This window comes from Allokutzneria oryzae, from assembly GCF_042429765.1.
GTDB classification, from domain to species: Bacteria; Actinomycetota; Actinomycetes; order Mycobacteriales; family Pseudonocardiaceae; genus Allokutzneria; species Allokutzneria oryzae.
This window is the reverse complement of record NZ_JBHLZU010000014.1, coordinates 236,052-249,357: the sequence shown is the minus strand read 5'-3', so window position 1 is coordinate 249,357 and position 13,306 is coordinate 236,052. Positions and strand designations below refer to the sequence as shown.

The window sequence follows — 13,306 nt, the reverse complement described above, 5'->3', positions numbered from 1 at the left end:
GTGGCCGAGCTGACCGAAGTCACCGAGTACGACCAGGTCGCTGCGCTGTTCGGCGAGATCTGGTCCACCGACATCGCGGCATCGCCGGTCCCCGCCGAGCTGATGTGCGCGCTGCGCCTCGCAGGGAACTACATCGCGGGCGCCTACGACGGGACCGAGCTGATCGGCGCGTCCGTCGGGTTCTTCGACAGCGCCGGCGGCCTGCACTCGCACATCGCCGGCGTGCGTACCGGGCACCAGGGTCGCGGAGTGGGGCTCGCGCTCAAGCTGCACCAGTGGGACTGGGCGATCTCCCGTGGCCTCAAGGCGATCCACTGGACCTTCGATCCCCTGGTGCGCCGAAACGGGTACTTCAACCTCGTCAAGCTCGGCGCGAGGCCGGTGCGCTACCTGCCGAACTTCTACGGCCCCATGGCCGAAGGGGACAGCGACCGGTTCCTGGTGGAGTGGTCGCTGACCGAACCGCTTTCGCCGGTGAGCGCCGTCGGACCGACCCGCCCGCTGCTGACCGAAGGGCTCGACGGCGAGCCCCTGCCGCGTTTCACGCCAGGGTGGGACACCTCGCCCGCACTGTCCATCCGTGTTCCCAAGGACATAGAAGCATTGCGGCGCAAGCATTCTGATGTCGCTGCTCGGTGGCGTTCCGCGCTGCGCGACGCTGTCGGGCTCGCGGTCGCGGGAGGCTACGCCTTCACGGGGATGACCTCGGACGGCTCGTACGTGCTGACCAGGGAGGCAGCGTGAAACTCGAAGGCAGGGTGAAACTCGACGGCGTGGAGCTGCGGCGGATCAGGATGCCGCTGCGCGCCCCGTTCCGGACGTCCTTCGGCACCGAGCACGAACGGGACGTGCTGCTGCTGCGCCTGGTCACCTCGGAGTCGGAGGGCTGGGGGGAGTGCGTGGCGATGTCGGAGCCGCTGTACTCGGCCGAACACGTCGACGGAGCCGCCGAGGTGATCCGGCGCTTCCTGCTGCCCGCGCTGAGCGAGCTGTCCACAGTGGATGCTTCGCGGGCATCCCATGCCATGGCCCGGTTCAAGGGGCACCCGATGGCCAAGGCCGCGGTGGAGATGGCGGTGCTCGACGCGCAGCTCCGGGCGGCGGGCACCTCCTTCGCGACCCACCTCGGCGCGGTCCGCGAGACGGTCCCGGCCGGTGTGTCGGTGGGCATCGCCGACAGCGTCCCGGAGCTGCTCGACACGGTGGACGGGTTCCTCGCGCAGGGCTACGCGCGCGTCAAGCTCAAGATCGAACCCGGCTGGGACGTGGCACCGGTCCGCGCGGTCCGCGAACGCTTCGGGGACGACGTGCTGCTCCAGGTCGACGCCAACGCCGCCTACACCCTGGCCGACGCCGCACACCTGGCGCGGCTGGACGCCTTCGACCTCCTGCTGATCGAGCAGCCGCTGGCCGAGGACGACCTGCGCGACCACGCCGAGCTGGCGGGGCGGCTGCGCACGCCGATCTGCCTGGACGAGTCGATCACCTCGGCGAAGGCCGCGGCGGACGCGATCGCGCTCGGTGCCTGCCGGATCGTCAACATCAAGCCGGGCCGCGTCGGCGGCTACCTGGAAGCCCGCCGCGTCCACGACGTCTGTGCGGCGAACGGACTGCCCGTGTGGTGCGGCGGCATGCTGGAGACGGGCCTGGGGCGAGCGGCGAACATCGCACTGGCGGCTCTGCCCGGCTTCGTCCTCCCCGGCGACACGTCGGCGTCGGACCGCTACTACACCCAGGACGTCACCGCCCCGTTCGTGCTCGCCGACGGCCACGTCCGGGTCCCCACCGGCCCGGGGCTCGGCGTCACGCCCGACGTCGCCGTTCTCGCCTCCCTCACCACCTCCACCCACTGGTACCCGGCATGAGGCGACCGCCGCTGAAGAGGAAGCGGGCCGGGCCGCCCTCGCCGACGAACACGAAGACGTGGTGCACACCCTGGACGGGCTGCACGCTGATCAACCGGTGGACCAGCTCCAAGGCCACCGGTTCGGGCAGCGGGAGACTGGGCAGGTGACAGAACTTCCCTTGCAAGGCGGCTCCATCACCGGTCCCGTCCGCGTCGGGGACACCGTGCGGCGGGCCACCGGGCCGCACGCGGCCTTCGTCCACCAGGTGCTCGGTCACTTCGAGCGGCACGGCTGGACCGGCGCTCCGCGGTTTCTCGGTGTGGACGACAAGGGGCGCGAGATCCTGACGTTCGTGGAGGGCCACATCGCCTGGCGGTCCCGGGACGGCGTGGACTCGGTCGAGAGCCTGGAGGCGGTCGCCCGGCTCGTGCGCGAGTTTCACGACCTGACGGCGGGGACACCGCTGGCAGGCGACCAGGAAGTGTTGTGCCACAACGACTTGGCGCCCAAGAACACGGTGTACCGCGAGTCGCTGCCGATCGCGTTCCTGGACTGGGATCTCGCCGCGCCCGGCGCTCGTGTCCACGACGTGGCGCACGTGTGCTGGCAGTACCTGGACCTCGGCCCCGGCGTGACCGACCCGCCGGAGACGGCGCGGCGGTTCCGGGCGATCTGCGACGCCTACGGCCTGGCCGACCGGGCGCACGTGGTCGACACCGTGCTGTGGTGGCAGGACCGCTGCGCGCGCGGGATCGAAGCGGGAGCCGATGCGGGCGATCCGGCGATGTCGCGGCTGCGTGCCGCCGGAGCGGTGGAGTCCGTGCGGGAGGCCCACGAGTGGGTCGCCCGCCACCGTCACTGGGTGGCGTAGTGGGTGCGGGCCAGCACCAGCCGGGCAGCGCCCGCCGCCACCTGGTCGGGGTCGAGGTCCGCGAGCGCGACGTGCACCGACTCGCCCTCCTGCTCGTGCAGCGCGCGGGCGACCTCGGCGAGGTAGATCTCCGAGCAGTCCCGCAGCGCCCGCCCGCCGAGCAGCACCACGTCGATGTCCAGCAACGCCACCAGGTCCGCCGCCGCGACACCGAGCAGCCGGGCCGCCGACGACAGCTCCCGCGTGGCGTCGGCGTCACCGGCCCGCGCCGCGGCGCAGATCTCGGTGAAGCGCGCTCCCGCCTCCGGCGTCCACACGACCGCCTCGTCCAGTGAACGGGCAACGCCGACGGTGGCCGGGCCGCACAGCGCCTCCACGCAGCCGCGGCGACCGCACGCGCACAGCGGCCCGTCCACCCGCAACGTGGTGTGGCCGAACTCGCCGGCGTTGGTGCGGGCGCCCCGGTGGACGCGGCCACCGAGGACCAGGCCGGCGCCGATGCCCGTGCCCACGTAGACCAGCGCGGCGTCGTTGAGGGTGTCGCCCCGGTCCCAGTTCTCCGCGAGGATCGCCGCGTTGGTGTCCTTGTCCACCAGCACCGGCAGGCCCGTGCTCTTGGCGGCCAGCTCGGCGAGCGGCACCTCGTCCCAGCCAGGCAGGTGGGTCGCGCCGAGCACCGTGCCGGTGGCGTGGTCCAGCGGCCCCGGCAGGCCGATGCCCAGGCCGGTCACCTCGGCCGGGGCTCGCTCGGCCACCAGCTCCGCCACCATCCCGGCCAGCATCGCGACCGCGGTCTCCGGTCGCAGCGGCGTGCTGTCGTAGGCCCGGACGCGGCGGTCGACGATCTCGCCGGTCAGGTCGACCAGCACCAGCCGCAGCTCGTCGCGGTCGATGTGCGCGCCGAGCGCGTGCCTGGCCGGGCCGACCAGCCGCAGCATCGTCCTCGGCTTGCCCCTGCCGTGCACCTCGCGGCGAGCCTCGCGCACCAGGCCGTCCGCGAGCAGCCTGGAGATGATCTTCGAGATCGCCTGGCCGGTGAGCCCGACGCGCTCGGCGACCTCGACCCTGCTCAGCTCTCCACTGCGCCGGACCAGCGCGAGGACCAGGGCGGTGTTGTGGTCCCTTACGGCGTCGAGGTTCACGCCGGAGGCGGGGGAGGAGGACATTGATCACATCCTAGCCAGTGGTTCCAACTTTAAACCAACTCTGTTGTTTAATTGTGCCGTGCACTCCGAGATCCGCGTCGGGCTGCTCGGCTACGGCATCGCGGGCGCTGTCTTCCACGCGCCGCTGATCGCCGCCACCCCGGGTCTGAGCCTCGCTTCCGTCGTCACCGCCGACCCCGCCAAGCGTGAGCGGCTGCGCCGCGACCACCCCGCGACGGCCGTGCTCGACACCGCCGACCAGCTCTTCGCCTCCGATGACCACGACCTCGTCGTGGTGGCGACGCCGAACCGGACCCACGTGTCCCTCGCGGCCACGGCGCTGGAGCGCGGCATCCCGGTCGTCGTCGACAAGCCCTTCGCGCCGTCGTCGGCGCAGGCCCGCGAGCTGGCAGCGCTCGCGGCCGAGCGAGGCGTGCCGCTGTCGGTGTTCCAGAACCGCAGGTGGGACGGTGATTTCCGCACGGTCGCCAAGCTGGTCGCCGACGGCTCGCTCGGCCGTGTGCTCCGCTTCGAGTCGCGCTTCGACCGCTGGGTGCCGGAACCGAAGCAGGGCTGGCGTGAGCGGGCGGGGGCCGAGGAGGCGGGCGGCGTGCTCTTCGACCTCGGCGCGCACCTCGTCGACCAGTCCCTGCACCTGTTCGGGCCGGTGCGCTCCGTCTACGCCGAGGTCTCCCGGCAGCGTCCCGGAGTCGAGGTCGACGACGACTTCTTCGTGGCGCTGCGCCACGTCGGCGGTGTCACCTCGCACCTGTGGTCGAGCTCGCTGGCCGCGCAGCGCGGGCACCGGTTCCGGGTGCTCGGTGATCGCGCCGCCTACACCAAGCACGGCCTCGACGGTCAGGAGGACGCGCTGAAGTCCGGTCTGCGGCCGGGCTCCCCGTCGTGGGGGCGGGAGCCGCAGAACCGGTGGGGAACCCTCGGCATCGAAGGCGAGACCCGCACGGTCGAGACGGAAGCCGGTGCCTACCAGGACTTCTACCGGGGCATGGTCGCCGCGATCCGGAACGGGGCCCCGGTTCCGGTCTCGCCGGTGGACGCGATCACCGCACTGGAGGTCATCGAGGCGGCCCGGCTCTCGGCGGGATGCGGCCGTGTCGTGGAGCTGGAGGCGTAGCCGTGTACACAGTGGACGAACTGCTGGAGCAGGAGGCGCGGCTGCGGTTCGCGGCCTTCGACAACGACATCGCGTGGGCGCTCGGCGTGCGACTGGCCGAGGCCGCGCGGGCCGAACAGCTGCCCGTCGCGATCTCCTTGCGCCGCAACGGACAACGGCTGTTCCACGCGGCGCTGGACGGCACGAGCGCGGACAACGACGCGTGGCTGGACCGCAAGTGCCGGGTGGTCGACCGGTTCGCGCACAGCTCCCTCTACGTCGGGGAACTGGCGCGCAGCAAGGGAAGCACGTTCGAGGAGACCTTCCGGCTGGACCCGGACCGCTACGCGGCGCACGGCGGCGCGTTCCCGGTGGCGGTGACCGGGGTCGGCGTGATCGGCACCGTGGCGGTGTCCGGCCTGCCCCAGGTTGACGACCACCGCTTCGTGATCGCCAACCTGGAGGCGTTCCTGGCTTAGCGGGGTCAGGCGGCGGTGACCAGACGGGGGCCGAGGAGGGCGGCGAAGTTGCCTTCCAGGGCTCGGCGGGCGTGGCGGGAACCGAAGCGGGAGTAGCGGAACTCCGTGCCGTCCACCATGCGCACGGTGACCGCCGTGCGGCGCCAGTGGTGGGTCGTCCGGGCTGCTGCCACCGCATTCGCCGGGAGCTCCAGCAGCGGGGGCTCCCACGTGCTGGCAGGCGCCTTGCCGAACAGCAGGCGCCTGCCCTTGCGGGTGAACAGGCCGAGGAAAGCCAGGCAGAAGGCCACCACTTCGACGATTGCCGACACCAGGCCCCAGACGAGCATGACAACGAGCAGGATCGCGCCCGGCGCACCGCCGGCGAACACGACCGGTTCCGGGGCTCCGAGCAGGTAGGCGGGTCCCGCCCAGCCCCAGGCCAGCACCAGGCTCAGGCCGAAGCTCCACCACCACCAGGTCGTCAGGTCCTCCGTGGTGACCCGGCACCGTTCGAGCTTCCAGCCGTCCTTCGTGAAGGTCAGCTTCACCCGGCCGTACCGCCGAGCGCGCACCGCCGACACCGAGTCCCCCCATGGAATCGTCATGGCCGCCGACCTTAGACACCGGTCACATCCGTCACCCGAATGAGCGACAGGCAAGCTAGGTTAGCCTCACCTAATCAACGGAGGTGGGTGTGGTGCGAGGAGCGCGCGCGGTGGTGGGTCTTGTGGTGGCAGTCGGACTGGTCGCCGCAGGGTGCGGCTCGGCGGAATCCGGGCAGCGCAACGGCTCCTGGTCCTACACCGACGACCGCGGGGTCACCGTCACCGCGCCGGAGCGTCCACAGAGGATCGTCGCGCAGGTGTCGGCGGCCGGTGCGCTCAAGGACTTCGGGGTCCAGGTCGTCGGGACGTTCGGGCCGCTGGTCACCGGCTCCGGCGCGGTCGAGGCCGAGGCGGGCAGCATCGACCCGAAAACCGTCACCGACGTGACCGGGCCCGCCTACGGCGAGGTGCGGATCGAGCAGTTCGCCGGACTGCGCCCGCAGCTCGTGGTGAGCGGGAAGTACGCGGAGTTCGCCGGGCTGTGGCACCTGACCGAGGAGCAGGAGAAGGCGGTCAAGCCGATCGCGCCGACCGTCGGCGTCGCGCAGTCGGGGATCGCGCTGCCGGAAAGCATCCGCAAGTACAAGGAGCTGGCGCGCGCACTCGGCGGCGACGTGGACTCCGCGCGTGTGAAGGCCGACGAGCAGAAGTTCGCCGCCGCGGCGCAGCGGCTGCGCGACCTCGGTTCCCGGTTGAAGGCGGCGGGCAAGACCATCCTGGCGGTGGGCGGAACGCCGGACGAGTACTTCGTCGTCGTGCCCGCGCGCAATCCCGACCTGGACTACTACGTCAAGGAGCTCGGGTTGCCGATCACCACGCCGAAGAACCCCGACACCGCGGGCGGTGGCTACTTCGAGCGGCTGTCGTGGGAGAACGCCTCGGCCTACCAGGGCGACATCCTGATGTGGGACACCCGCAGGGCGTCGCTGTCGCCGGAGCAGATGAAGCGCAACCCGGTCTTCGCCGCGCTGCCCGCCGCCGCGGCGAACCGGTTCGTCGGCTGGGACGCGGTCGCCCCGATGAGCTACGCCAGCTACGCGAACATCATGACCCGAGTAGCCGACCAGATCGACGCCACCCTCAAGTAGCGCTTTCCGGCCATTCGCGGGCTTATGGACGTCTTTGGAGCTCCGGAGAGGTCCATAAGCCCGCGAATGGCGGGGTTGGGTCCGGGGGAGGGGGGAGGGGGTTAGGCGCGGCGGTATGCGCGGGCCACCTCGGACAGGAAGGCCATGTCGCTGTCCAGGTCGCCGCCGCCGGGTACCTCGGCTGGCGGGTGGTGGGGGCCGGGAGCGGGCGTGGGGCGCTCGCTGGCCCGCAGGGCGGCGGCCAGCACCGCGGCCTCGGTCGCGACCTCCAGCGCCTGGCCGGTGGCGCCGTCGCGCTGTGCGCGCTCGCGGGCCGCCTCGGCGACCTTGTCGTCCACGAACGGCTGGAGCGCGAGCCTGCCGTCCCGGATCTCGATCACCCTGCGGTAGAGCCGGAGCTCGATGTCCCCCGGCATCAGCAGCTCCGACAGCCGCGAGGCCGGGGGCTCCAGCGCGATGTGCGGGTTGGCCCGGTACAACGCCAGCCACAACGGCCGCAGCGTGTGGTAGGTGCGGTAGCGGTGCAGCCACTCGAACAGCTCCGGCAGCCGCAGGCGCTGGCCGAGCACGGGCATCATCACCCCGGCCAGCGCCAGCAGCGCCGACGCCGGGGTGAGGTACTTGTCCAGCGCGGTGAGGTCCTCCTCCGGGTACGGCAGGTGGTACTCGTCGGATGCGAAGACCAGCGCCTTGTGCACGTGGTAGACGAAGGCGGCGAGCGAGCCGAGCGCGATCAGCCGCATTCCCAGTCGCACCAACGGGTTCGCGGCCAGCCCGCCGAGCCGCCAGCCGTTGCCGACCAGGCTCCAGAACGCGGGCAGCATGTAGCAGAGGAAGACCAGCCAGTACTCCAGCACCCACGGCTGGCCGGAGTAGCGGCCCGCGAAGCGCACGTCGTCCACGGGCAGGTCGGCGAGCAGGAACGTCACCGCCATGCCCACGAAGGTCAGCACCATGCCCGCCGTGTAGCGGTGCGTGCTCGGCCACGCGAGGTCGTTGGGGCGGTTGAGGGAGAGCACGAAGATGTGGATCGCCCACGCCACCACCAGCATCAGCGAGTGGCCGACCAGCCGCGCGACGTTGGGCACACCGGTCAGCTCCGCCAGCGCCGCGTAGGGCGCGGGGGTGAGCACGGTCATGGAGATCGCCAGGCTGAACAGGGCCAGCATGATGGCGCGGCGGGCCGGGCTGTTCGCGCGGTGCTGCCCCCCGGCCATCCGGAGGGTGACGAACGCCCACACCAGGAAGGCGGGGACCACGAACCGCAGCCAGTCGATCATCGGCGGTGGTAGCGGGGGTAGTGGTGCCCGGCGCCGCCGTCCTGCCAGTCCAGCGCCGCCTGGATGCGGTCGGAGAGCGCGCCCCTCCTGGTGTCGGCGGCGTGGCCCGGCGGGTGCGCCCGGCGCTGGATCAGCGAGGCCAGCAGCTCCGCCTCCTGCTCCTCGGAGGTCAGGTAGCTGGTGCGCCCCAGCACCCTGCGCACCATCGCCGGGTCCAGGTCCGGCAGCAGCATCCTGGCGTGCTCGGCGAAGGACAGCGGCGCCGGGTAGTGGTCGCACAGCAGGTGGCTGAGCTCGTGCAGGATGATGTGGTCCTGGTGCGGCCGGGTGGTGGCCTGCTCGTAGCAGATCACGTCGGCGGTGTCGGTCGCCGCCCACATGCCCAGCACACCGCCGTCGCTGGCGATCGGCACCAGCCGGATCGGCCTGCCGCGCTTGTCCGCCACCAGGCGGCACAGCTCGCGCACGTCGAAGGGCGCGGGCATCGGCAGCTCGCGGATCCTCGCCTCGCACCGGCGGCGCAGCCCGCGCAGCCGCCACCGGCGGCGCAGCGACGCCGCCGCCTGCCAGCCGGGCGGGTCAGTCATCAGCGGAGGTGGGCTCCGGCAGCCCCTCGATCTCGCGGACCCGGTTCACCATCTCGCTGATCGCGTTGAGGCTCTTGGGCGACAGGCCCGACGCGCGCAGCGCGAGCTGGCGCACCGAGCTGTCCCGCAGCGCGCTGAGCAGCGCCAGCTCCGCGTCGATGCGCTCGGCGACGCCGTCGTCGAAGAAGTAGGCGACCGGGACGCCGAAGAAGCCCGCGAGCGCTTCGAGGTGGCGCTTGGTGGGGTTGTCCCGGACGCCGCGGCGCAGCTGCCACAGGTAGGTGGCGGAGATGGTCACGCCGCCCGCCCTGATGGCGTCGGCGACCTCCTCGAAGCTGAACTCGCCGCCGTCGCGCGGGCGGATGGTGCGGAAGAGGTGGTCGACCTTCACGGCCAGCGACCGGTCTCCCTCGGGCCGGGGGTCGGTCATGCGGGCCTCCTGCAGGTCAGTGCCCGCACAGTACTACGGGCGCGAGCCCAGGCCGGGGCCCTCGCGCGGTGCTTCGAAGCATTTGCTCCCTTCGACTGGCGCCTGGTCCGATCGAGCGTCGCGCCCCGTGCTCCGGACGGCCCAGTCCGACCCATGACAGATCCCCTGCCCCGCTCGCCCACCGCCCGGAGTAGCGCCGAGCGGGGTCGCGATCCGCAGTGGCCCCGCGACCTGGAATAACCGCATTATGTATCGCCATTAGGGATACCGCGATCGGCGTAGTACGAACGGTTGGCCGGTCCACTGATTTAGCTTCTTTGTACCGTTCGTTGACTCCCCTCGATTTGCCAGTTTATGTTGTGCGTCGATGCATAAACTGGCCGTATCCGCTGGCCGGGGCATCTTTTACTGGGGACGTTTCTTGGGTTTTCCGTAGGTGGACACCGGGTCCGTTGGGCGCATCAACACCTGGTCCTGTGCACCTCGGTGCGGAGTGCGGGAGCTCGTCACCTCCCGTGGTCGTCAAGCCCGGGATTCATTCGGTTATGTGACGGTGGGGAGGTGAAGTGCATGCGGGTGCACTTCACGATGACAGACCTGGCCACAATGAGAATGGTCTCGACCCTGGGGCCCGTAGTCGAGAGCGTTTTCGCGCTCGACGCGCTGCGGGGTCGCGGCAATGCCCAGTTCGGTGAATGGCGGAAACAGGTCCGCCGGCGGCTGGGCGGCGTGGACCGGGGCGTCGCGGACGCCGTGGAGCGGCTGCTCGCCGAGCGCAGGCCAGTCGCCGAGCTGCTCTTCCACGCCGGGCACGCGCCAGGCGCGGGCACCGCGGCGGACGCGGACGGCAGGCGGGTCGCCGCGACGGTCTTCGAGTTCTGCCGCGTGGCCGTGCTGCCGTACTGGAGCGGGATCTTCTCGCTGTTGCAGACCGAGCGCGAGGCCCGGGGCCGGATCGCCATCGGCAACGGCGTCGAGGGCATGCTCGACACCCTCAACCTGCGGATGCAGTGGAACCCCCCGGTGCTGGAGGTTCCCGACCGGACCGACCGCGAGCTGCACCTGGACGGGCGCGGGCTGGTGCTCAGCCCCTCGCTGTTCCTGACCGGCGCCGAGCACGTGGTGATCGACAACGCCGATCCGGGGGGACCGCCGACGCTGGTGTTCGCGGTCCCGCACACCCCGGCGGCGCTGGCCGAGCTGTGGGGTGCCGCCGAGCCCAACGACCAGGCGCTGGCCGCCTTGGTCGGGCACACCAGGGCCGCGGCACTGCAAGCGCTGACCGAGAGCTGCACCACCGGGGTGCTCTCGCAGCGGCTGGGCATTTCCCTCGCCGGGGCCAGCAAGCACGCGACCGTGCTGCGCCAGGCCGGGCTGATCACCACCGCGCGCAACCGCAACACGGTGCTGCACACGCTCACCCCGCTGGGCATCGCCCTGCTGCGCAGCAGGGTTCCCGCGCGGGCACCACGGAACACCGACAACTCCACCGGAAGGGCGGCGTGATGAGCACGAACCCGTTCGAGGACACCGACGGCACGTACCTCGTGCTGGTCAACGACGAGAACCAGCACTCGCTGTGGCCCGCCTTCGCCGAGGTGCCCGCAGGGTGGCGCACCGCGCTCGCGGCGACCGACCGGGCGAGCGCGCTGGACTACATCGAGAAGAACTGGACGGACATGCGCCCGGCCAGCCTGGTCACAGCGATGGGGGCGTGAGCCATGACGACGGCGACGAGCGGCTTAGCGGTCCTGTTCGAGGGTGACGGCGAGCCGGTCACCGAGCGGATCCGGCGCGAGCGCGAAAGCATCCGCGAGCACCTGGTCACCTCCGGCGCGGTGCTGCTGCGCGGGTTCTCCGTCGGTGGGGTCGAGGGCTTCGACGCCGCGGTGCGCGAGCTCTCCGGCGAACCGCTGACCTACTCCGAGCGGTCCTCGCCGCGCAGCCGGATCAAGGGCAACGTCTACACCTCCACCGAGTACCCGGAGCAGGAGGAGATCTTCGCCCACAACGAGAACTCCTACCAGCGCGTGTGGCCGCAGAAGCTGTTCTTCTACTGCGTGGAGCCACCGCTGACGCAGGGAGCCACCCCGCTCGCGTCGACCCGCGAGGTGCTCGCCTCCCTCGACGACTCCGTGCGCGAGGAGTTCGTGCGCCGCGGGTGGATGGTGGTGCGCAACTACAGCGAGGAGCTCGGCCTGCCGTGGCAGGAGGTGTTCAACACCGGCAACCGCGACGAGGTCACCGCGCACTGCGCCAGCAGCGGCCTGGAAGCGGAGTGGATCGGCGAGGACCGCCTGCGCACCAAGGCGGTCCGCAAGGCCGTGCACCGGCACCCGGTGACCGGCGAGGAGGTGTGGTTCAACCACGCCACCTTCTTCCACATCAGCACGCTGCCCGGGGAGATCGGCGCGGCGCTGCTGGAGATGTGCGGCGAGGAGAACCTGCCGAACAACACCTACTACGGCGACGGCGGGCGCATCCCCGACGACGTGATGGACCACCTGCGGTCCTGCTACCGCGCGGCGACGACGCGGTTCGACTACTGGCGCGACGACGTGCTGGTGATCGACAACATGCTGTGCACGCACGCCAGGGAGCCGTTCACCGGGCCGCGCAAGATCGCGGTCGCGATGGCGGAGCCGTACTCCGGCTGACCGCTGACCGCGCTGTTTCGCCCGCGAGTCAAAGACGTGGAGGCCCGGACCGGCATCCAGCAGGCTCGGCGGCAGGCCAGGGCGTCGGTCGGGTTCGCACAGCCAGTGCCGCGGAGGCCGGACCAACGCCCGCTCACGACAAGGAGTTCGGTGTGCTGGAGCTGAGTCTGCGGGACGACGAGGTCGCCGCGATCGAGCGGATCGCCGCCGAGGTCGCCCACCGGTACGGCGACATCGAGTCCGCCGAGTTCCACCGGAACAGCCGGACCTACGCCGAGGAGCTGCCCCGGCGGGTGCGCGCCGCGCTGCACCGGTTCCGGGCCAGCGAGGCCGACAGCACGTTCGTCATCTCCGGGCTGCCGGTGGACGACGAGCGGGTGGGGCCGACCCCGCCGGAGTGGCGGAACAACCGGGAGCCCTCGCGGACCCTGGTCCACGACGTGGCGTTCTTCCTGATGGCCAGCCTGCTGGGTGACCCGATCGCGTGGGCCACCCAGCAGGACGGCCGGATCATGCACGACGTGTTCCCGATGAAGGCGCACGAGAACGAGCAGATCGGCTGGGGCAGCGCGCAGCTGCTCACCTGGCACACCGAGGACGCGTTCCACCCGCTGCGCACCGACTACCTCGGCCTGATGTGCCTGCGCAACCACGAGCAGGTGGAGACCACCGTCGCCGACGTGGCCGACCTGGACCTCGACGAGCACACCAGGGAGGTCCTGTCGCGGGAGCGGTTCCACCTGGTCCCGGACAACGCGCACCGGCCGCAGAACAACGGCGGCCTCGTGCAGACCGGCAAGGCCGCCGAGCTGCTCGATCGCAGCCAGCGGCGCGTGGACAAGGCGATGAGCGACCCCGAGCCGGTCGCGATCCTCTTCGGCGACCCGGACTTCCCCTACCTGCGCATCGACCCGGAGTACATGCTCACGCCGGAGGACCCCGAGGAGCGCAAGGCACTCGACGTGATCTCCTCGGCGATCGACGCCGCCATGGGCGGGGTGGTGCTCCAGCCCGGCGACATCATCTTCGTGGACAACTACCGCGCCGTGCACGGCCGCAAGCCCTTCAAGGCGCGCTTCGACGGGACCGACCGGTGGCTGCGCCGCCTGAACGTGGCCAGGGACCTGCGCAAGTCCCGTGACTGCCGCCTGGACGCCGAGTCCCGCGTCATCTACTGACACCTGAGTCCCCGCGCTGCCGCTGTCGGAGACCGAGAAGAAG

15 protein-coding genes are annotated in these 13,306 nt (G+C 71.3%); 10 read left to right on the top strand and 5 right to left on the bottom strand.

Annotated features, from left to right (window positions below):
- The 3 genes from ACFFQA_RS17190 to ACFFQA_RS17180 all read left to right on the top strand — a co-directional run bounded on the left by ACFFQA_RS17190 (nt 1) and on the right by ACFFQA_RS17180 (nt 2,718).
- The gene (locus ACFFQA_RS17190) at nt 1–744 is read left to right on the top strand and encodes a GNAT family N-acetyltransferase (protein ID WP_377852973.1); all 744 of its coding nucleotides are present in this window, start codon (nt 1–3) and stop codon (nt 742–744) included.
- Nucleotides 745–758: 14 nt separating this feature from the next.
- Nucleotides 759–1,865, top strand: coding sequence for an o-succinylbenzoate synthase (gene menC, locus ACFFQA_RS17185; RefSeq protein ID WP_377853053.1), 1,107 nt, complete (start codon nt 759–761; stop codon nt 1,863–1,865).
- 145 nt (nt 1,866–2,010) lie between these two features.
- Complete coding sequence (locus ACFFQA_RS17180) at nt 2,011–2,718, top strand: phosphotransferase (protein ID WP_377852972.1); 708 nt, start codon at nt 2,011–2,013, stop codon at nt 2,716–2,718.
- Here the strand turns inward: ACFFQA_RS17180 and ACFFQA_RS17175 are convergent.
- Nucleotides 2,703–3,884, bottom strand: coding sequence for an ROK family transcriptional regulator (locus tag ACFFQA_RS17175; RefSeq protein ID WP_377852971.1), 1,182 nt, complete (start codon nt 3,882–3,884; stop codon nt 2,703–2,705). The genes ACFFQA_RS17180 and ACFFQA_RS17175 overlap by 16 nt on opposite strands.
- A 58-nt stretch (nt 3,885–3,942) precedes the next feature.
- Between ACFFQA_RS17175 and ACFFQA_RS17170 the strand changes: the two genes are divergently transcribed.
- Nucleotides 3,943–4,998, top strand: coding sequence for a Gfo/Idh/MocA family oxidoreductase (locus tag ACFFQA_RS17170; RefSeq protein ID WP_377852970.1), 1,056 nt, complete (start codon nt 3,943–3,945; stop codon nt 4,996–4,998).
- Entirely contained in the window at nt 4,968–5,456 is a 489-nt protein-coding gene (locus tag ACFFQA_RS17165; protein WP_377852969.1) for a heme-degrading domain-containing protein, read from the top strand. The genes ACFFQA_RS17170 and ACFFQA_RS17165 overlap by 31 nt, the downstream gene beginning before the upstream one ends.
- A gap of 5 nt (nt 5,457–5,461) precedes the next feature.
- On the opposite strand, the gene ACFFQA_RS17160 is transcribed toward ACFFQA_RS17165, so the two are convergent.
- On the bottom strand, nt 5,462–6,043 hold the full coding sequence (locus tag ACFFQA_RS17160; RefSeq protein WP_377852968.1) for a hypothetical protein: 582 nt from the start codon (nt 6,041–6,043) through the stop codon (nt 5,462–5,464).
- Nucleotides 6,044–6,135: 92 nt separating this feature from the next.
- Here ACFFQA_RS17160 and ACFFQA_RS17155 point away from each other — a divergent pair, with 92 nt between their 5' ends.
- Nucleotides 6,136–7,131 carry an ABC transporter substrate-binding protein gene (locus ACFFQA_RS17155; RefSeq protein ID WP_377852967.1) on the top strand — a complete coding sequence of 332 codons (996 nt, stop codon included), beginning with the start codon at nt 6,136–6,138 and terminating at the stop codon, nt 7,129–7,131.
- A 101-nt stretch (nt 7,132–7,232) separates the two neighbouring features.
- On the opposite strand, the gene ACFFQA_RS17150 is transcribed toward ACFFQA_RS17155, so the two are convergent.
- From ACFFQA_RS17150 to ACFFQA_RS17140, 3 genes are read right to left on the bottom strand one after another with little or no spacing between them, the layout of a single operon-like run.
- On the bottom strand, nt 7,233–8,411 hold the full coding sequence (locus tag ACFFQA_RS17150) for an MAB_1171c family putative transporter (RefSeq protein WP_377852966.1): 1,179 nt from the start codon (nt 8,409–8,411) through the stop codon (nt 7,233–7,235).
- Entirely contained in the window at nt 8,408–8,998 is a 591-nt protein-coding gene (locus ACFFQA_RS17145; protein ID WP_377852965.1) for a hypothetical protein, read from the bottom strand. Before ACFFQA_RS17145 ends, ACFFQA_RS17150 begins: the two co-directional genes overlap by 4 nt.
- Complete coding sequence (locus ACFFQA_RS17140; RefSeq protein WP_377852964.1) at nt 8,991–9,428, bottom strand: helix-turn-helix domain-containing protein; 438 nt, start codon at nt 9,426–9,428, stop codon at nt 8,991–8,993. The genes ACFFQA_RS17145 and ACFFQA_RS17140 overlap by 8 nt, the downstream gene beginning before the upstream one ends.
- Before the next feature lie 570 nt (nt 9,429–9,998).
- Between ACFFQA_RS17140 and ACFFQA_RS17135 the strand changes: the two genes are divergently transcribed.
- The 4 genes from ACFFQA_RS17135 (at nt 9,999) to gntD (ending at nt 13,263) form a co-directional block, all read left to right on the top strand.
- A complete protein-coding gene (locus ACFFQA_RS17135; RefSeq protein ID WP_377852963.1) occupies nt 9,999–10,934 on the top strand; it encodes an ArsR/SmtB family transcription factor in 936 nt (311 codons plus the stop codon).
- Entirely contained in the window at nt 10,934–11,146 is a 213-nt protein-coding gene (locus tag ACFFQA_RS17130) for an MbtH family protein (protein ID WP_377852962.1), read from the top strand. The genes ACFFQA_RS17135 and ACFFQA_RS17130 overlap by 1 nt, the downstream gene beginning before the upstream one ends.
- A 3-nt stretch (nt 11,147–11,149) precedes the next feature.
- Nucleotides 11,150–12,085, top strand: a complete 936-nt coding sequence (locus ACFFQA_RS17125; RefSeq protein ID WP_377852961.1) for a TauD/TfdA family dioxygenase — start codon at nt 11,150–11,152, stop codon at nt 12,083–12,085.
- A gap of 152 nt (nt 12,086–12,237) precedes the next feature.
- The gene (gntD, locus tag ACFFQA_RS17120) at nt 12,238–13,263 is read left to right on the top strand and encodes a guanitoxin biosynthesis L-enduracididine beta-hydroxylase GntD (protein WP_377852960.1); all 1,026 of its coding nucleotides are present in this window, start codon (nt 12,238–12,240) and stop codon (nt 13,261–13,263) included.
- Nucleotides 13,264–13,306: the final 43 nt, after the last annotated feature.